Source organism: Polymorphospora sp. A560, from assembly GCF_045781765.1.
Classification (GTDB): Bacteria; Actinomycetota; Actinomycetes; order Mycobacteriales; family Micromonosporaceae; genus Polymorphospora; species Polymorphospora lycopeni.
In genome coordinates this window covers 1296477-1314839 of sequence record NZ_CP122282.1, presented here as the reverse complement: position 1 = coordinate 1314839, position 18363 = coordinate 1296477, and the positions used below count along the sequence as shown (strand labels likewise).

Here is an 18363-nt window from a genome sequence, read left to right as displayed (position 1 = left end):
AGCCGGCCACTCTCCGCCCGGAGATTGACCAAACTAACTGGCCCTACGGACCGCGTCAAGGCTGCTACTCGCGGTCAGCGTGACCCGGGTCGAACTAAGCTGCGTCGATGGCAACCCGCCGCAGACCCTGGTCCCGTACGGCCGGTCACGGGCTCGGATCGCTCGTCACCGCGCACGGTGTCGGCGTGGTCGGCACCCAGATCACCGCGCTCGCCCTGCCCACCCTCGCGATCCTCCACCTGGGAGCGTCGCCGCTGGCCGCGAGCGTGCTCTTCGCGCTGGAGTTCGGGGCGCAGGCGTTCGCCGCGCCGGTGCTCGGCGTGCTGGTCGACCGGGCCCGGTCGCCGCGGCGGCTGCTGATCCTGGCCAGCCTCGGCTACGGCCTCACCGTCCTGCTGGTGCCGGTCGCCGCCGTCGGCGGCCTGCTCTCGCTGGTGCTGCTCGGCGCCGTCGCGGTCGTGACCGGGGTGCTCGGCGGGCTGATCACCATCGGGCTGCAGGCCGTCGTACCGGTGCTCGTGCCGCGCGACAAGCTGGTCGCGGCGAACTCCGCGATGGCCGGGGCCCGGTCGGTCGGGCAGGTGGCGGGGCCGGCCGTCGCCGGGACGCTGGTGCAGTGGTGGGGCGCGGCGGCGGCGATGGGCGTGGACGCGGGCACCCGGGTGCTGTCCATCCTCGCCTTCGCCACGATGCGCCCCTCCCGCGAGGCGCTGGCCCGCCGGTCCGCCGAGGCGTCCGGCATGGTCCGGGCGTTGCGCGACGGCGTCGCGGTGCTGCGCGGCCAGCCCCTCCTGGTCCGGATCGCGGTCACCGCCGCGGCGCTCAACTTCGGCGGCTCGGCGCTCGGCGCGCTCTACCTCGTCTTCGCCTACCAGGAACTGCACCTGTCGCCGGGCCTGGTCGGGGCCGCCTACGTGGTCAACAGCGTGGCGTCGCTGGTGGCGGTCGGGACGGCCGGGTGGGTCATCCGCAGGCTGCGGATGGTGCGGGTGGTGCCGTTCTTCGCCCCGCTGGCCGGGGCCGCCCTGTTCCTGATCCCGGCCGCCGCGATCGCCCCGCCGTTCGCCGCCCTGGTCGCCTACGAGGCGGTCTTCGGCTACTGCGCGACGGTGTGGTTCATCGCCACCGCCACCCTCCAGCAGTCGCTGGTGCCGACCCACCAGCTGGGTCGGGTGATCGCGATGAGCCGGACGATCGGCGCGCTGGCCATCCCGGTCGGCGCCCTGCTTGGCGGGGCGCTGGCCCAGTGGTGGGGCATGGTCCCGACCCTGCTCGCCTTCGCCGCCGCGGCGCTGGCCGGCACCGGCGCGAGCATCGTACGGAACACCCGGTTCGGCACAATGATGCCGACATCGGTCGATGATCGGCCCACCGAGAGTGGCACTAACGCGCCATCCTCTGAGGTTTTGTTGACAGCCGAGCCGACCAGCCCGAAAGCTGGCTCCAGCAGTTAGTCACGAGCCGTACGGCGTACCCGGCGTCCTGCGTTTCCTCCGCCCGGAACCGCACCACGCAAGCCAACGAACTCCTGACGGGACCGCACCATGGATCTGTTGTCCGCATACCGCGCCATGCTCGAAATACGACTCTTCGAAGAGGGCGTGCTGCGGTTGGCCGGGCAGGGGCTCGTGCCCGGCGCGACACATCCCTACACCGGCCAGGAGGCCGTCGCCGTCGGCGTCCTCGCCGCCCGCCGGCCGGACGAGTGGGTGGTCAGCTTCTACCGCTGCCACGGTCACGCCCTCGCCGCCGGCAGCCCGCCCGAGCCGCTGCTGCGCGAGATCCTCGGCCGCGACGGCGGGGTCTGCGGCGGCAAGTCCGGCTCGATGCACCTCGCCGACCGGGCCAACCACCTGCTCGGGTCGACGTCGATCGTCGCGGCCCAGCTCCCGATCGCGGCCGGCGCGGCGATGTCCGCGAAGCTCGACGGCGCCGGCCGGGCCGTGATCGTCTTCTGCGGCGACGGGGCGCTGAGCGCCGGTGGCGCGTACGAGACCCTGATGATCGCCGCCGCGCAGCGGCTGCCGCTGCTCGTGGTCTGCGAGGACAACGGCTGGCAGGACCGCACCGCCAGCCCGCTGGTACGCCACCTCACCCCGACCGAACTCGTCCGTGGCCTGCGGCTGCCGCACGTCGAGGTCGACGGCAACGACGTCGAGGCGGTGCACGAGGCAGCCACCGGCGCGCTCGCCGCCTGCCGGGACGGTGGCGGGGTCGGGGTGCTGGTCGCCCACACCTACCTGCGGCACTTCCACTCCCAGCTCGGTCCACGGCCGCCGGCGGAATACCGCCCGGCGGCCGAACGCGAACGCTGGCTGGCCCGCGACCCGCTCACCGTCGCCGCCGACCGGATCACCGCCGACCTGACCGCGCTGCGTGCCGAGGTCGCCGCCGGGACGGACGCGCTGATCCGCCGGGTGGTCGACGCCGGTGGGCCCGACCCGGCGACCGCCGCGACCGGGATCACGGTCACCGGCGACGCGCTGATCGGCGCGGCCCGGTGAGCCGCCCGCACCCGATCGGGGCGGCGGTCCGTGACGCGCTGACCGCCCAGCCGACGATGAGCATGTTCTGCACCTACCAGCAGGACGACCTGGTCGCGCGGTACGGCGGCGACCGGATGGTCCGGATGCCGATCGCCGAGAACGCGATGCTGGGCATGGCGCTCGGCATGGCCCTGACCGGCCGGCGGGTGCTGGTCAGCATCGCCCGGATCGCGTTCCTCTACAGCGCCTTCGACCAGCTGGTCAACCAGGTCACCACCTGGCGCTACATGTCGGGCGGGCAGTTCTCGGTGCCGCTGGTCGTCCGTGGCTTCAGCCGGGGCGGCGAGCACCTCGGTGCCCAGCACGAGCACGCCCCGTACGGGCTGCTGAGCCGGATCCCCGGCCTGGTGGTCGCCGTACCCGGCTCGCCGAACTCGCTCGCCGGCCTGCTGCGGACCGCGCTGACCCATCCCGACCCGGTGGTCGTGCTGGAGTCGCCGCTGCTGTTCACCCCGGACTGGGCGGAGCTGCCCGAGCCCGAGCCGTCGCCGGCCGCGCTGCCGTTCGGGGTCGCCGGGCTGGCCCGGCCCGGCGCCGACCTGACGATGGTCGGCATCGGCAACACGGTCGCCGCCTGCCTGCGTGCCGCCGACCGGCTGGCCGGGCAGGGCGTCGACGCCCGGGTCGTCGACCTGCGTACGGCGGCACCGCTCGACCGCGACGGGGTGGCCGCGATGGTCCTGCCGGACCGGCCGGTCCTGCTCGTCGACGAGGAGCCGCGCTCCGGTTCGGTGATGACCGACCTCGCCCTGCACCTGGTCCAGACCGGGGTGGCCGACCCCGGGCGGATCGACCTGCTGACCGGTGCCCCGGTGCCGGCGCCGGTCAGCCCGACCCTGCTCGCTCCCCTGCTGCCCGACGTGGACCGGATCGTCGACGCGGCCCTGCACAGTTTCGCCCCCGACCTGCGGAGGAAGAACCCATGATCGAAAGCAGCGGGTACGCCGTCTGGCACGGCCTGACCCCGATGGGCGAGTTCCTGCGCGACAACGATCCGGACATGTTCCTGGTCAGCGGGGCGGACAGCCACGTGGTCGACGCCGGCGGCCGGCGCTACCTCGACGCCCGTTCGTCGATGTGGAACGTCACCCTCGGCTACTCCTGCGAGCCGGTGAAGCGGGCGATGGCCCGCCAGCTCGACGTGCTGCCGTCCGGCACCGTGATGCGCTACGAGCACCCGCCGCAGTCCACCGTGGACTACGCCGCGGCGCTCGCGGCCACCCTGCCGGCGCCGCTGCGGCACATCCGGTTCGGCAACACCGGCAGCCAGATGACCGAGTCGGCGGCGATGCTGTCCCGGTTCTACCGGCGGATGACCGGCGAGACCGACCGGCACACCGTGATCGCCCTGCACAGCGCCTACCACGGCACCGGGCCGCTGGCGACGGCGCTGACCGACGAGCCGGTCCTGCACGACTACTCCGCGCCGGTCGACCAGCACGTCGTGCATGTCACCACCCCGCCGCCGGTGTCGTGCGAGCCCGGCGCCTGCACCGGTGGGTGCGTCCGGCCGGTCCTCGACGCCATCGAGTCGGTCGGCACCGACCACGTCACGGCGGTCATGTTCGAGCCGGTCTCCGGCACCTCGTTCCTGCCGGCGCCGCCGCACTACCTGGAGACGCTGATCGTCGAGTGCCGGCGGCGCGGCATCCACACCATCGCCGACGAGGTGACCACCGGCGCCGGCCGGGTCGGCGCGATGACGTACATCGAGCGGCTGACCGAGGTGCCGGACATGCTGGTGCTCGGCAAGGGGCTGAGCGCCGGCTACTTCCCGCTGGCCGTGCTCGCCGTCGGGTCGCACGTCTTCGACGCGCTGACCCACCCGCCGGTGCGGCTCGGCTTCCCCAACGGCTCCACCACCGACGGCCACCCGCTCGGGGCGGCGGCCGGGCTGGCCGTACTCGACGTCCTCACCGCCGACGGCTTCTTCGACGGCGTACGTCGGCGCAGCGCCGACCTGGTCGCGATGCTGGCCGCGGCGGCGGAGTCGGAGCCGCGGCTGGGCGCCGTACGCGGCGAGGGGATGCTGCTCGGCATCGAACTGGTCGACGAGAACGGCGAGCCGTGGCGGGTGCGGGAGGTGAACCGGTTCCGGCTGGCCTGCCGTGACCAGGGGCTGCTGACCAGCTATTCGCTCGGGGTGCTGCCGCTGCTGCCCCAGCTCACCATCAGCGAGGCCGACTGCCGCGAGCTGGTCGACCTGCTGCTCAAGGCGTTGGCGGCGTACCAACCGGGCGCCTGACGCCCACCGGCGAGCCCGGGTGCCCGGCCGCCGTCAGGCGGCCGGGTCGGCCGGTCCGTCCGGGCGGGTACGCGCGGTCCGGGGTCGCATGATCAGTGCCGCCACGTGGTAGGAGCACGGCTCGGTGCCGGGGTTGGCGTAGGCGTGCGGGGTGTCGGCGGCGAAGTAGACGGAGTCGCCGGCCCGCAGCTCGACCACCCGGTCGGTGAGGCTCAGCCGCAGGGTGCCGTGTTCGACCGCCACGAACTCGTGGGAGCCGGGCGCGTAGGCGGGGAACTCGCCGGCGTCGCAGCCGGCGGGCAGGGTGGTGCGTATCCACTCGAAGTTCACCCCGGGCACCACGGGGCTGACGATGGTCCGCCGCCATCCGCCGGGTTCCTCGACCGTGTCCTGCTCGGTGGCGCGGCGGACGACGACGCGTACGTGCTCGGCCTCGGTGACGAGGTCGGCCAGGCTGGTGCCGAGCCCGTCGGCGATGCGGGCGAGGACCACGACGGTCGGCACCTTCTGGCCGCGTTCGACCGAGGACAGCATGCTCACGCTCACCTCGGCCGCGTCGGCCACCTCGGCGAGGGTCATGCCCCGGTCGCGGCGTAGTTCCTGCACCCGGGCGCCCAGCTTCACCAGATCGAGCATTTCACTATAATAGCGTTCCATTTCACTATAGAGAAATGAGACGCCCGTGTCGACGCCTCCAGCGACCATCCGCCCCGCCACTTCGGCCGACCTCACCGCGGTCGCCGAGATCATGAAGCACTACGTCGAGCAGACCGTCGCCACCTTCACCGAGACCCCGCCGACCGTCGACGAGTGGTCCCGGCTGCACGGGGACCTGGCGGCCCGGGGTCTCCCCTTCCTCGTCGCGCAGGCCGGCGGGGACGTGGTCGGCTTCGCCTACGCCGGCCCGTGGCGACCGAAGTCGGCCTACCGGCACACCGTGGAGGACACCGTCTACCTCGCGCCGACCGCGACCGGCCACGGCATCGGCACCGCCCTGCTGTCGGAACTGGTCAGCCGGGCCACCGCAGCGGGCTGCCGGCAGATGATCGCGGTCATCGCCGACACGGGCGACCCCTCCTCGGCCGCCCTGCACCGCCGCCTGGGGTTCGTCGACGCCGGCCGGCTCCGGGCGGTCGGCTTCAAGCACGGCCGGTGGATCGACACCCTGCTGCTCCAGCGGGAGCTGACCGCGCCCTAGACATCCATCGACATCACGCCGTTGACGCCTTCGTAGCACGTCGGTAAAGTTCGCCCCCAAGCAACGAAAGATTCAAACAAAGCCATGCTTGTTTCAAAGCAGGCTGGCGCAATTTCCCACGCGGACACCCACGGTGGCCGCCCCTCTCCTCCGTCCCGGACAAGGCCCGGTGATGCCTTCGGCTGCCGTACGCACCGGCTGGTCGCCCCCACCCCGGCCCCGGGGGTGCCCACCGGCCCACCCAGCACCGCGCACCCACCCCGCCCGTGAACACCATCCGGTCCCGCTCGCCGTTCGCGGCCCACCCCGGCCCCGCGCCGGCACACCCCCGCGCCCGTGGCCCCCGCGCCACCGGCCGAACCGTCCCGACAGCGAAAAGGACAGTGATGAGAAGATCCGCTCTGATCAGGGCGGTGGCGACAGCGGTCGCGGCCGCCGTGATCGCCACCGTGGGAGGCACCGCCGTGGCACACGCGGCCGGCGGCCCCAACCTCGCGCTCGGCAAGACCGCCGCCGCGAGCTCGACCAACGGCCAGAACCCGGCCGGCAACCTCAACGACGGCAACGCCGGCAGCTACTGGGAGAGCACCAACAACGCCTTCCCGCAGTGGGCCCAGATCGACCTCGGCGGCAGCACCGGCGTCGACCAGGTCGTGCTGAAGCTGCCGCCGGGCTGGGGCACCCGCACCCAGACCCTGGCCGTGCAGGGCAGCCAGGACGGGGTCAGCTTCGCCAACATCACCACGCCGCAGGGCCACGTCTTCAACCCGGCCAGCGGCAACACGGTGACCATCGACTTCCCGGCGACCAGCACCCGGTTCGTCCGGGTCCACATCACCGCCAACACCGGCTGGCCGGCCGGGCAGCTCGCCGAACTCGAGGTCTACGGCACCACGACCGGCTCGACCACCAACCTCGCCCAGGGCCGCCCCACCACCGAGAGCGGCCACGCCGACGTCTACGCCTCGTCGCGGGCGGTCGACGGCAACCAGAGCACCTACTGGGAGAGCACCAACCACTCCTTCCCCGAGTGGCTGACCGTCGACCTCGGCACCGCCACCGCCGTCGACCGGGTCGTGCTCAAGCTGCCGACCGCCGGCTGGAACACCCGTACCCAGACGCTGAGCGTGCAGGGCAGCACCAACGGGTCGACGTTCACCGACGTGGTCGCCTCCCGTACGTACACCTTCGACCCGGCCGTGGCCGGTAACTCGGTGACCATCACCTTCAACCGGACCACCACCCGGTACGTCCGGATCAACATCACCGCCAACAGCGCCTGGCCGGCCGGGCAGCTCTCCGAGGTCGAGATCTACGGCCCCGGCGGCGGCACCGACACCACCCCGCCGAGCGTGCCGGGCACCCTGTCCTACACCGCCTCCGGCACGACGATCATTCTCAACTGGGGCGCGTCGACCGACAACGCCGGCGGCAGCGGGCTGGCCGGCTACGACATCTACCGCAACGGTGCCCTGGTGCACAGCGTCGGCACCGTCACCACGTGGGCCGACACCCAGCCGGTGGCAGCGACGGTCAGCTACTACGTACGGGCCCGTGACAACGCCGGCAACCGGTCCGGCAACAGCAACACGGTGACCCGTACCGGCACCGACAGCATCCCGCCCACCGTGCCGGGCACCCTGTCGCACAGCACCTCGGGCAACACCATCACGCTGACCTGGGGCGCCTCGACCGACACCGGCGGCAGCGGGCTGGCCGGCTACAACGTCTACCGCGACGGCAACCTGATCGCGACGCTGGGCACCGTGCTGACGTACCAGGACAGCCAGCCGCCGACGGCGACCGTCTCCTACCAGGTCCGGGCCCGCGACGGCGCCGGCAACCTGTCCGCGTTCGGCAACACCACCACCCGTACCGGCAGCCAGCCGCCGACGTGCGTCAACGTCGCGCAGGGCAAGACCATGACGGCGAGCGGGTCGACGTTCGCCTTCACCCCGGAGAAGGCCAACGACGGCCAGCTCGGCACCTACTGGGAGGGGGGCGGCGGCTACCCGCAGAACCTGACCGTGGCGCTCGGCGCCAACCACGCCGTCACCGCGGTCACCGTGAAGCTGAACCCGGACCCGTCCTGGGGCACCCGTACCCAGAACTTCCAGATCCTCGGCCGCGACCAGGCGGCGACCACGTACACCAGCCTGGTGCCCGCCGCGAACTACCAGTTCGTCCAGGGCAACAACGTCGTACGCGTCCCGGTCACCGCGACCACCGCGGACGTGCAACTGCGGTTCAACTCCAACAGCGGCGCCCCGGCCGGCCAGGTGGCCGAACTGGAAGTGTGCGGCACCCCGGCGCCGAACCCGGACCTGACCGTCACGAACGTGTCGTGGACCCCGGCGTCGCCGTCGGAGACGACCAACCTGAGCCTGACCGCCACGGTGAACAACACCGGTGACCGGGTGTCCGGCAACACCCGGCTGGACTTCCTGCTGGGCGGCGTGGTGAAGGCCAGCGCCGACATCGGCCCGATCGCCGCCGGCGGCTCGCTGCCGGTCAGCCGGGCCATCGGCACCCTGGCCCAGGGCTCCTACACCGTCAGCGCCCGGGTCGACCCGGCCAACACCGTCGTCGAGCAGAACGAGGGCAACAACAGCGCCGCCAACCCGACGCCGCTGGTGGTCGCCCAGGCGCCCGGACCCGACCTGCAGGTGCTCGGCATCACGTCCAACCCGCCGAACCCGGCGGTCGGCGCGGCGGTCTCGTTCACCGTCGCGGTCAACAACCGTGGCACCACCGGCGCGGCCGCCGGCACGGTCACCCGGCTGACGGTGGGCGGCACGACGCTGAACGGCACCACCCCGGCCGTCGCCGCCGGCACGACGGTCAACGTGGCGGTCAGCGGCACCTGGACCGCGACCAGCGGCGGGGCGACGATCACCGCGACCGCCGACGCCACCAGCACGGTCACCGAGACCAACGAGGGCAACAACACCCTCACCCGGTCGATCGTGGTCGGCCGCGGCGCGGCCGTGCCGTGGGTGTCGTACGAGGCCGAGGACGCCAACTACCAGGGCGTCCTGCTCCAGGCCGACCCGCTGCGCACCTTCGGGCACACCAACTTCGCCACCGAGTCGTCCGGCCGCGAGTCGGTGCGGCTCAACAGCACCGGCCAGTTCGTCGAGTTCACCTCCACCAACCAGGCCAACTCGATCGTGGTCCGCAACTCGATCCCGGACGCCGCCAACGGCGGCGGCATCGAGGCCACCATCAGCCTCTACGTCAACGGCACGTTCAACCGGAAGCTGACCCTGTCGTCGCGGCACAGCTGGCTGTACGGCAACACCGACGACCCGGAGGGGCTGACGAACACCCCGCAGGCCGACGCCCGGCGGCTGTTCGACGAGTCGAACGCGCTGCTGGGGCAGTCGTACCCGCCCGGCACCCGGTTCAAGTTGCAGCGCGACGCCGGTGACACCGCCTCCTTCTACATCATCGACTTCGTCGACCTGGAGCAGGTGGCGCCGCCGTCGAGCAAGCCGGCCGAGTGCACGTCGATCACCGAGTACGGCGCGGTGCCCAACGACGGTCTCGACGACACCGCCGCGCTGCAGCGGGCGGTGACCGACGACCAGAACGGTGTCATCAGCTGTGTGTGGATCCCGCCGGGCCAGTGGCGGCAGGAGCAGAAGATCCTGACCGACGACCCGCTGAACCGGGGCACCCACAACCAGGTCGGCATCCGCAACGTCACCATCCGCGGCGCCGGGATGTGGCACTCCCAGCTCTACACGCTGACCGAGCCGCACCTGGTGGTCGGCGGCATCAACCACCCGCACGAGGGCAACTTCGGCTTCGACATCGACGACAACACCCAGATCTCCGACATCGCGATCTTCGGCTCCGGCCGGATCCGGGGCGGGCCGGGCGGTGCCGAGGGCGGCGTCGGCCTGAACGGCCGGTTCGGCAAGAACACCCGGATCAGCAACGTCTGGATCGAGCACGCCAACGTCGGCGCCTGGGTCGGCCGCGACTACAGCAACATCCCCGAGCTGTGGAACCCCGGCGACGGGCTGGAGTTCAGCGGGATGCGGATCCGCAACACGTACGCCGACGGCATCAACTTCTCCAACGGCACCCGCAACTCGCGGGTCTTCAACTCCTCGTTCCGCACCACCGGCGACGACGCCCTGGCGGTCTGGGCCAACCCGTACGTCAAGGACACGTCAGTCGACATCGGACACAGCAACCAGTTCCTCAACAACACCATCCAGCTGCCCTGGCGGGCGAACGGCATCGCCATCTACGGCGGTTACGACAACAAGATCGAGAACAACCTGGTCTACGACACCATGAACTACCCCGGCATCATGCTGGCGACCGACCACAGCCCGCTGCCGTTCTCCGGGCAGACGTTGATCGCCAACAACGGGCTCTACCGCACCGGTGGTGCCTTCTGGAACGAGGACCAGGAGTTCGGCGCGATCACGCTCTTCGCGGCGGGCCTGGACATCCCGGGCGTCACCATCCGGGACACCGACATCCACGACTCCACGTACGACGGCATCCAGTTCAAGACCGGCGGCGGGTCCATTCCGAACGTCGCGATCACGAACGTACGCATCGACAAGTCGAACAACGGGGCCGGCATCCTGGCGATGGGCGGTGCCCGCGGCAGCGCCCGGCTGACGAACGTGACCATCACCAACTCGGCCGACGGCAACATCGTGATCCAGCCGGGATCGGGCTTCACGATCACCGGTAGCTGATCTGGTTCCGGCGCCGGCCCGCCTGGGTCGGCGCCGGAACCGACCGGCCATGCGCTTCCTCCGGGGGGCGCATGGCCGGTCACGTCATTCCCCCGGCGCTAGGGATTTCCCGGAAGAGTCCGGGGTGGCGCGGCGGCGAGCATGGACACCGGACAGCCCGGGGCGACCAGCCCCGAATCCCACCACAGTCTGGAGTTCGAGCCATGTCGTCGCTTCGTGCCGCCCGCACCGCGATCGCCACCACCGTCGCCGTCGCGGCCATGACCGCCGCCACCGCCGTACCGGCCGCCGCCGGCCCCGTCTTCGACTTCTACTTCGCGAACGGCTACATCGCCGCCAACGAGGTCAGGACACAGTTGGGGGCGTTGTCCTGGCCCGGCCAGGCCGCCCGCAACTACTATCCGGGCGCCAACGGCAACCCGAACGGGTCCAGCGCCATGGTGTGGGGGACGCCGGGCTCGCCGTCGACGTACACCGCCACGGCCACCTGCGCGCCGATGGTCACCCTCTCGCTCAAGCGGGCGTACGGCGCCGACTGGGCCACCAACAGCTTCTTCCAGACCCACTTCGGCAGCACCAGCCCCACCTCGGCGCAGTACCACAACGCGATCAACGCCGGCACCGTCCCGCACGTCAAGAAGGTCGGCAAGCTGACCGACGCGTTCGTCGGCGACATCATCGCCATCAGGTACAACGGCGGCTCCGGCGCGGCCACCGGCCACACCGCGTACTTCGCCGGCCGTACGCCGTACGACATGGACAACAACCCGGCCACCATCGAATGGGCGGTGCGGGTCCTCGACAGCACCAGCGAACCGCACGGCGTCGCGGGCAGCATCCCACAGGACTTCCGGGACAGCCGTACGGTCGGCGCCGCCGAATACGACGGCCTCGGCGAGGGGCACATGGTGTTCCGCACCGACAGCGCCGGCACGATCCTGGGCCACTGGTGGGGCGTCAACGAAAGCACGTACCGCCCGGTGAGCGACCGCCCGGTCACCATCGGCCGGATCACCCGGGCCGCGTAGCGCTCTCCGGCGACGGGGTGGGCACCCGGACCGGGTGCCCACCCCGGGTTCGTGGCGCGTCTGCCCGGAGCGGTTCCGGCATCCGGCCGCCCCATGTCTGGCGTGGCGGGTGCGGCGGTTGTACGCTGCCCCCGATGAACACCTCCTCTTTCAGATTGGGGGCCCCGTTCGCACAAGGTGAGTGCTGATGCACCCATCTACCGCGAACCGGGATTCCCGTCTTCTCGTCTGGCGGCACGTGCGCGAGTTCGCCGTCCCGCCGTCCATGATCAGATCTGCGACCGACCGCCGTGCCGTCGGCGACTGGGCCGGAGCGTGCGCCGCCGCCCGCGTCGATGTCGACCTGAGTCTTCGCTCCGTGGCCCACGCCCACGGGCAGGAACTCGCGGCGCGAATCCGGACCGACCTCCGTCAACTGGCTCCCGACCTGCTGCGCTGGCACATGCCCAGGGTCGCACCGGACGGGCTGCTCCGACCGGGCCTGACCATCTCCCTGACCCGCTACGGCCCGGCCGAGGGCGCGGACGGCGACCCGGTCCACCTGGTGGCCCGGACTCCCCCGGCCTGGGCGGACGCCGGCCAACGGATCAGCCTGACGCTGTGGAACGGGTCCCGGCCCGGAGCCGGCCGGGGTCCGCACCCCGACCGGCGGTTCCGCCTCGACCTGCACCGCCACCTCTGGGACTCGCGCCGGGCGGGTGAACTGCGAACCCGGGCCGGCGCGGACCGGTGTCCCGGCGACCAAGATCTCGCTGTCGAACCGTTCGTGCCGCCAGGCCACGGCTACGCGACGGACCGGTGGGCGGACGAGGCAGGGTTGCTGCTCCGCGCGGAGGGCCGGACCACCGGCACCGTCGCCGTACGGATCGGCGCCCGGCGCCGGCTGCTCCTCGACCTGACCACCGTCGGGAACACCACCGGCGGGTCGCCGGGACCGAGGATCACGGTGGCGCCCGCCGGGGGCCACGTCCGCGGGCTTCCGGTGCTGCCCGACGCGGCGACCTGGGAGCTACCCGACCTGGCGTTGCTGCGCGCCGGGCTGATCGGGCCCGAACGGCTGCACCCGCTGGTCGCGCAGGCCCTCGTACCGGATCGGCCACCGGCCGACGCCGCGCACGCAGCGGACGGCGACCACGTTCCGCGGCTCGTCGAGTGCCGGGGCGCCCGGCACCGGATCGGCCTCGTCGACGGCATACTCGTCCCGCTCGACCACGACCCGGCCGAGATCCGCCGTGAGGAACTGCTGGCCGCGCTGACCGGCACCCCACTGCCCTGCCTACAGGCGATCGACGACGCCCACCGGCACCCGGAGTGCCTCGTCGACGTACGGGCCCGCCTGGACCACGGCGACACCGCCGGTGCCCTGGCCGTCGTCGAGGCCGTTCTCGGACCCGACGCGCTGCTACGCCCCGGTGCCCTGCGGGACGAGTTGGAGACCGCGGCGCTCCGGCGGGTCAGGCACGGACTGTTCCGGGCCGGACTCGCCGGACGCATCGGCGCCCTGGCCCGCCGACCCGACCAGCACCGCCTGCGTCGCGAGTGCCGGACCCACCCGCGGCACGCGCTGCCCCGCTGACCGCAGGCCCGCTCCCCCACCTTTCCGATCTCCACCCGGCACGGGCGCGACCGCTGCCGCCCCGACTCGAACCCCAAGGTGATCCCACATGCGCAGTTCCAACCCGTCCATCACCCCGGCGACGCCCCACCACACCGAACTCGATGTCGCCGCCGACCTGCTCGCCCTCCTGCGCGACACCGCCACCGAGCCGCGTCCCGACATCCAGTTGGAGGCGCTGACCCTGGCCGTGGCCGCCGACCTGCCCGTGCTGTTGTGGGGCGAGCCGGGAATCGGCAAGACGGCGGCCCTGAACCAGCTCGCGACGGCCCTCGACCTGCCGCTGACCACGGTGATCGCCAGCGTGCACGAGCCGTCCGATTTCGCCGGCCTGCCCGTGGTCGGCGACGACCCGGCGGTGCAGGGTGTCCCGATGGCCCCGCCGGACTGGGCCGTACGCCTGGTCCGCGCCGGGCGGGGACTGCTCTTCCTCGACGAACTGTCCACCGCGCCGCCGGCCGTCCAGGCCGCCCTGCTCCGCGTCGTACTCGAACGGCGGATCGGGGCCCTGCGGCTGCCGGCCGGTGTCCGGATCGTGGCCGCCGCCAATCCACGGTCGTCCGCGGCCGACGGCTGGGAGCTGAGTGCGCCCCTGGCCAACCGGTTCGTCCACCTGCAGTGGACCTACCAGCACGAGACGGTGGTACGCGGCCTCGGCGGGACCTGGCCCAGGGCGGCACTGCCCCGGCTCGCCCCGCAGCGGCTGCCCGAGGCGGTCGCGTACGCCCGCCGGGCGGTGTGCGGGCTCCTCACCGGCCGCCCCGCGCTGGTGCACCAGATGCCGAACAACGAAGCCCGCCGGGGCGGCCCCTGGCCGTCACCGCGCAGTTGGCAGATGGCGCTGTGCCTGATCGCGTTCGCCACCGCGGCCGGGTCCTCGCGGGAGGTCCTGTCCTTGTTGGTCAGAGGGACCGTCGGGGACGGGCCGGGGCTCGAACTGCTCGCCAGCCTGGACCGGATGGATCTTCCCGATCCCGAGACGCTGCTGGCCGCCCCGGCAACGGCCGAACTGCCCGAACGGGGCGACCTGCGCCAGGCCGTACTCGACGCTGTGGTCGCGGCGGTCCGGGAGCGTCCGGACCGGGCCCGCTGGGACGCGGCGTGGAACCTTCTCGTACGGGCCCTGGAGACCGGGGCCCCGGACCTCGTGGTCGTCCCCGCGACCACGCTCGCCGCGCTGCGGCAGCCGGACTGGGACGTCCCGGCGGCGATCGAGCGCCTCACCGGAGTGGTGTCGCTGAGCCGGCGCGCCGACCGGGTCGCGGCGGCGGTCGGGAGCGGCCGATGACCGCCGCCGTACGGGGTGCACTCGACCTCCAGAAGCTCTTCACCGCCCGGCTGCACGCCGCCCGGGTCCGGCCGTACCTGGCGACGGCGCTGTTCGCCCTGCATCCGGTGGAGTCACGGCGGGTGCCGACGATGGCGGTGGACCGGCACTGGCGGTGCTACGTGTCGCCGGCGTTCGTGGACCGCACCCCGGTCGAGGAGTTGGCCGGCGTGTGGGTGCACGAGGTCTCGCACCTGCTGCGTGACCACCACGGCCGCGGCGACCGGATCGCGTCGCAACAGGGCCTGACCGGCCGGGGTGAACGGCTGCGGATGAACATCGCGGCCGACTGCGAGATCAACGACGACGTGTACGGCGACGGACTCGTCCGCCCCGAAGGCGCCGTCGACCCGGCTCTCCTGAGGCTGCCCGAGGGGAAGCTGATGGAGGAGTACCTGACCATGTTCCGGCTCGGACCACACACCCAGGGCCTGGTCTGGCTGGACTGTGGCAGTGGCGCCGACGGGCTGGAACGGGAATGGGACCTCGGGGCGGCCGGCGCGTACGGGCTCAGCGACCAGGAACGGGACGCGGTCCGGTTCCGGGTCGCGCAGGGCCTCACGGGACAACCGGGTGACGCCCCGAAAGGGTGGCGACGCTGGGCGGAGGAGGCGTTCCACCCGCCGCAGCCGTGGCGGGACCTGCTGGGGGCGGCGGTCCGCTCGGCCGCCTCCAGCGCCGGTGCGGGCGAGGACTACACGTACGGCCGGCCGTCGCGACGGTCCACCAGCCTGCCCGGCATCGTCCTGCCGAGCCTGCGGCGCAGGCCACCCCGGGTCTCGGTGGTCGTCGACACGTCCGGGTCGGTCAGCGACGCCGAACTCGGCAGCGCGCTGCTCGAGGTCGCCGCGATCGCCCGCGCACTGGGCGGTCGACGCGACCTGGTCACCGTGCTGTCGTGCGATGCCGCGGCCCACCTGGTACGCCCGGTGTGCCGCGCCGAGAACATCCCGCTGGTCGGCGGCGGCGGCACCGACCTGCGTACCGGCTTCGCCAGGGCGCTGCGGGCGACGCCCCGGCCGGACGTCATCGTGGCGCTGACCGACGGGCAGACCCCCTGGCCGGACCGACAGCCGCCGTGCCGGACCGTGGTGGGCCTGTTTCCCCGGCACAGAGCCGCGTGGGACGAGGAGGATCCCGACTACGTACCGGACACGCCGCCGAACTGGGCCCGGGTCGTCACCATCGGCCCCCAGCCGCGCTGAACCCGCCGCCGGCAGCGGCGGGTAGGGCGGCGGGCTCAGTAGCCGACCGTGCGGTGCAGCCGGAGGAACGTCTCGGCGAAGCCGAGCCTCGGCCAGGTACGCGAGGACAGCAGGTTGGTCACCCGCCAGTCGGTGACCACGCTGTCGAAGCCGCTGTCGACCGACCAGTCGATGACGGCCTCAGCGAGCGCCCGGCCGGCGCCGGCACCCCGGGCGTGCGGATACACCGCGGCGTACGCGAGGAAGCCGGCGTTGTCCGGGAGGGCCAGGCTCAGGTGGCTGCTCGACTTCTCCAGCGCGCACCCGATGGCGGAGCCGATCACCTTGCCGTCGCGTTCGGCGACGAAGGTGGCGTATTCCGGGTTGCCGATGTCGTCTTCCCAGTCGGCGAGGCTCTCCTCGACCGTCCCGACCCGGCCGGCCGAGAACGTCGGGGCCAGGCCGTGGTGGAGTGGCAGTTCGAGGTCGAGCCGGGCGAGGTCCGGGATGTCGGCGCGGGTGGCCCGGCGCGCCGACACCCCTCCGGCCGGCGCCAGCCTTTCCGCCGGTCGGATGGCGTGCGCGTGCTGCTGGCCGAAGCCCAGCCGGAACCAGGCACGGACCAGGTCCTCGTCATGGGACGGCACGATGACATAGTGCGCGGTACGGCCCTCGTCGACCCAGCGGGTCGCGGCGACGGCGTACAGGTCGCGCATCACCTCGGCGTCGGTGACCGCCTGCCCGGCCGCCTCGACCCAGACGTTCGGCCCCCACAGCGGCGACGTCTTCGGGGCGCCGAGCAGGAATCCGACCGGTACGCCGGCCCGGAACGCGACCGCGCCGGACGCGTCCTCGGTCTCGTGGACGGCGGTCAACTCCGCGACGGCGGCGTCGGCGTCTTCGAAGCGCGGCGACAGCAGCGGCTGGGCGAGCCGGTGGCGGCGGTGCCGGTCGGCCAGCAACACGCCGCAGCCGGCCAGGTCGGCGGCCTCGAGCGGGCGAACCTCTAGGGACATGGCCGGCACGGTATACACGCGCGGCCCGGTCGGCATTCGGTTTTCGCTCGAGCTCGGCCCGGCGTCGTCACTCGGGCAGAAAGCTGGCCGACCAGTTCTCGAACCGTTCGCCGTACTCGTCCCGGGCGGTGGCGACGACCGCGTCCGGGTCGTCCGCGGGGGTCAACCCGAAGTGCTCGGCCAACCAGGCGACGTAGTCGGCGTGGCCGGAACGGTGCTCGTGGTCGTCGCCGCGGTAGAAGTAGGCGTCGTCCCAGCCGACGGTGATCTCGCAGTCGTAGCCGACGAGTCGGAACAGTTCCCGCAGGTCGCGGGCGACGACGTGCTGGCCGCCCTCGTCGCCGAAGACGACGACCGGCAGGCTCGCCAGGTCGGCGCGGTCGTCGATCCGCCACAGGGCGTAGAACGAACCGCCGTCGGTGGCCCGGGCGAACGGCACCAGCCGGTCGAGGAAGTCGGGATCGTCCGACCAGCCGGCCGCCAGCCCGGACGTGTCGTCGTACTCGAAAAGCCCGAAGCCGTCGGCATACTGACCGAACCCGACACGGTCCTGGAACGCCTTCAGCAGATTGAGTTCGGGAACCGGCGAGTAGTCGGCGGCCACGGGTCCTCCACAAGATCGACTGTACGGCCGAGCGTACCGGTGTCTCCGCGCCGGACGACCGTCATGGGTGACCGGCGAGTGCCAACGTCAGCCGGCCGAGTTCCGCTTCCGCCCCTTGCCCCAGTTTCGGGCCTTGTCCCAGGACATCAGGGCGTCGTGGGTCACCAGGGATATGCCCAGGCAGATACTCCCGATCGCGATGGCCATGGAGATCAGTGCCACGGCACCGGTGGTGTGTGCCGCAACCTGCACCAGGGTGAGCCCCAGTCCGTTGAGCAGGCACAAGACAGCAAAGCCCCGACTCGCCCCCGGGAATGGTGGCGCCGCACCGGTCACGAGGGCCAGGAGACCTGCCCCGACAAAACAGCCTCCCAGAAACAACCCGAACGCTGTCAGGAAAGGGGACACACCTAAATCTTCACATGCGATACTGAAACGTCCTGTCCCGTACCTGCCGCCCGATCGCGACCCACCGGCGACGGCCGGGGGCCGACGTCTATCGATCCCGCCGTTCCCGCTCCGGCTCGCCCGGAGTTCTTCCTCGCGACGCCGCCCTCCCCGGTGAGTCCGACCCGCACGTGGTCCTCGATCAGTGGCGAACCCGCCAGCGGGTGATCGTCCGGGATAGGTTCCATGGTCAACCAGCCGTTCCTGGCCGTTTCGGCCGCGAAGTCGGCGAGCACCCCCAGCCCCGCTTCGCTCATCTCGGGCTCCGGCAGCACCTTGGCGTGGGTATCCGGCTCGCCCGCGTCGGCGAGGACGAGCCGGGTCAGGTCGTAGCCCGGAAACCGGCGAGGCATCCCCGGCGGCAACGTCCGGAACACCACCCGGTGTTCCGGCGTGTCCGTGGGTACCTGGCTATGCGGGACTCTCGAC

At 72.3% G+C, this 18363-nt stretch carries 15 protein-coding genes; 10 read left to right on the top strand and 5 right to left on the bottom strand.

Going from position 1 to position 18363, the window contains the following annotated elements; all coding sequences use genetic code 11:
* Window positions 1-107: 107 nt before the first annotated feature.
* The 4 genes from QCD66_RS06055 to QCD66_RS06040 all read left to right on the top strand — a co-directional run bounded on the left by QCD66_RS06055 (window position 108) and on the right by QCD66_RS06040 (window position 4791).
* Window positions 108-1454: an MFS transporter gene (locus tag QCD66_RS06055; RefSeq protein WP_375733027.1), complete on the top strand. Its 1347-nt coding sequence runs from the start codon at window positions 108-110 to the stop codon at window positions 1452-1454.
* Between the two features lie 99 nt (window positions 1455-1553).
* Window positions 1554-2504 carry a thiamine pyrophosphate-dependent dehydrogenase E1 component subunit alpha gene (locus QCD66_RS06050; RefSeq protein WP_375733028.1) on the top strand — a complete coding sequence of 317 codons (951 nt, stop codon included), beginning with the start codon at window positions 1554-1556 and terminating at the stop codon, window positions 2502-2504.
* On the top strand, window positions 2501-3472 hold the full coding sequence (locus QCD66_RS06045; RefSeq protein WP_375733029.1) for an alpha-ketoacid dehydrogenase subunit beta: 972 nt from the start codon (window positions 2501-2503) through the stop codon (window positions 3470-3472). Before QCD66_RS06050 ends, QCD66_RS06045 begins: the two co-directional genes overlap by 4 nt.
* Complete coding sequence (locus QCD66_RS06040) at window positions 3469-4791, top strand: aspartate aminotransferase family protein (protein WP_364218052.1); 1323 nt, start codon at window positions 3469-3471, stop codon at window positions 4789-4791. Before QCD66_RS06045 ends, QCD66_RS06040 begins: the two co-directional genes overlap by 4 nt.
* Before the next feature lie 33 nt (window positions 4792-4824).
* On the opposite strand, the gene QCD66_RS06035 is transcribed toward QCD66_RS06040, so the two are convergent.
* A complete protein-coding gene (locus QCD66_RS06035; RefSeq protein ID WP_375733030.1) occupies window positions 4825-5427 on the bottom strand; it encodes a helix-turn-helix domain-containing protein in 603 nt (200 codons plus the stop codon).
* A gap of 46 nt (window positions 5428-5473) precedes the next feature.
* Between QCD66_RS06035 and QCD66_RS06030 the strand changes: the two genes are divergently transcribed.
* From QCD66_RS06030 to QCD66_RS06005, 6 genes are all read left to right on the top strand, one after another.
* Entirely contained in the window at window positions 5474-5989 is a 516-nt protein-coding gene (locus tag QCD66_RS06030; RefSeq protein WP_375733031.1) for a GNAT family N-acetyltransferase, read from the top strand.
* Window positions 5990-6375: 386 nt separating this feature from the next.
* On the top strand, window positions 6376-10713 hold the full coding sequence (locus tag QCD66_RS06025; protein WP_375733032.1) for a discoidin domain-containing protein: 4338 nt from the start codon (window positions 6376-6378) through the stop codon (window positions 10711-10713).
* Between the two features lie 203 nt (window positions 10714-10916).
* Entirely contained in the window at window positions 10917-11741 is an 825-nt protein-coding gene (locus tag QCD66_RS06020) for a hypothetical protein (RefSeq protein WP_375733033.1), read from the top strand.
* A gap of 187 nt (window positions 11742-11928) precedes the next feature.
* On the top strand, window positions 11929-13317 hold the full coding sequence (locus QCD66_RS06015) for a hypothetical protein (protein ID WP_375733034.1): 1389 nt from the start codon (window positions 11929-11931) through the stop codon (window positions 13315-13317).
* A gap of 88 nt (window positions 13318-13405) precedes the next feature.
* Window positions 13406-14644 (top strand): AAA family ATPase, encoded by a 1239-nt coding sequence (locus QCD66_RS06010; RefSeq protein ID WP_375733035.1) that lies wholly within the window; start codon window positions 13406-13408, stop codon window positions 14642-14644.
* On the top strand, window positions 14641-15888 hold the full coding sequence (locus QCD66_RS06005; RefSeq protein ID WP_375733036.1) for a DUF2201 family putative metallopeptidase: 1248 nt from the start codon (window positions 14641-14643) through the stop codon (window positions 15886-15888). Before QCD66_RS06010 ends, QCD66_RS06005 begins: the two co-directional genes overlap by 4 nt.
* A 35-nt stretch (window positions 15889-15923) precedes the next feature.
* Here QCD66_RS06005 and QCD66_RS06000 read toward each other — a convergent pair whose 3' ends face one another.
* The 4 genes from QCD66_RS06000 to QCD66_RS05985 all read right to left on the bottom strand — a co-directional run bounded on the left by QCD66_RS06000 (window position 15924) and on the right by QCD66_RS05985 (window position 18314).
* A complete protein-coding gene (locus QCD66_RS06000) occupies window positions 15924-16883 on the bottom strand; it encodes a GNAT family N-acetyltransferase (protein WP_375733037.1) in 960 nt (319 codons plus the stop codon).
* A 67-nt stretch (window positions 16884-16950) separates the two neighbouring features.
* Window positions 16951-17487, bottom strand: a complete 537-nt coding sequence (locus tag QCD66_RS05995) for a hypothetical protein (protein WP_375733038.1) — start codon at window positions 17485-17487, stop codon at window positions 16951-16953.
* Window positions 17488-17574: 87 nt separating this feature from the next.
* On the bottom strand, window positions 17575-17709 hold the full coding sequence (locus tag QCD66_RS05990; protein WP_375733039.1) for a hypothetical protein: 135 nt from the start codon (window positions 17707-17709) through the stop codon (window positions 17575-17577).
* A gap of 188 nt (window positions 17710-17897) precedes the next feature.
* A complete protein-coding gene (locus QCD66_RS05985) occupies window positions 17898-18314 on the bottom strand; it encodes a hypothetical protein (protein ID WP_375733040.1) in 417 nt (138 codons plus the stop codon).
* Between the last annotated feature and the right edge of the window lie 49 nt (window positions 18315-18363).

Excerpts from the sequence above, each read along its gene's own strand:
- QCD66_RS06055 (WP_375733027.1), top strand. The coding sequence starts at position 108 with ATGGCAACCCGCCGCAGACCCTGGTCCCGTACGGCCGGTCACGGGCTC.
- QCD66_RS06040 (WP_364218052.1), top strand. The coding sequence starts at position 3,469 with ATGATCGAAAGCAGCGGGTACGCCGTCTGGCACGGCCTGACCCCGATG.
- QCD66_RS06035 (WP_375733030.1), bottom strand. The coding sequence starts at position 5,427 with ATGCTCGATCTGGTGAAGCTGGGCGCCCGGGTGCAGGAACTACGCCGC.
- QCD66_RS06025 (WP_375733032.1), top strand. The coding sequence starts at position 6,376 with ATGAGAAGATCCGCTCTGATCAGGGCGGTGGCGACAGCGGTCGCGGCC.
- QCD66_RS06020 (WP_375733033.1), top strand. The coding sequence starts at position 10,917 with ATGTCGTCGCTTCGTGCCGCCCGCACCGCGATCGCCACCACCGTCGCC.
- QCD66_RS06015 (WP_375733034.1), top strand. The coding sequence starts at position 11,929 with ATGCACCCATCTACCGCGAACCGGGATTCCCGTCTTCTCGTCTGGCGG.
- QCD66_RS06010 (WP_375733035.1), top strand. The coding sequence starts at position 13,406 with ATGCGCAGTTCCAACCCGTCCATCACCCCGGCGACGCCCCACCACACC.
- QCD66_RS06005 (WP_375733036.1), top strand. The coding sequence starts at position 14,641 with ATGACCGCCGCCGTACGGGGTGCACTCGACCTCCAGAAGCTCTTCACC.
- QCD66_RS06000 (WP_375733037.1), bottom strand. The coding sequence starts at position 16,883 with ATGTCCCTAGAGGTTCGCCCGCTCGAGGCCGCCGACCTGGCCGGCTGC.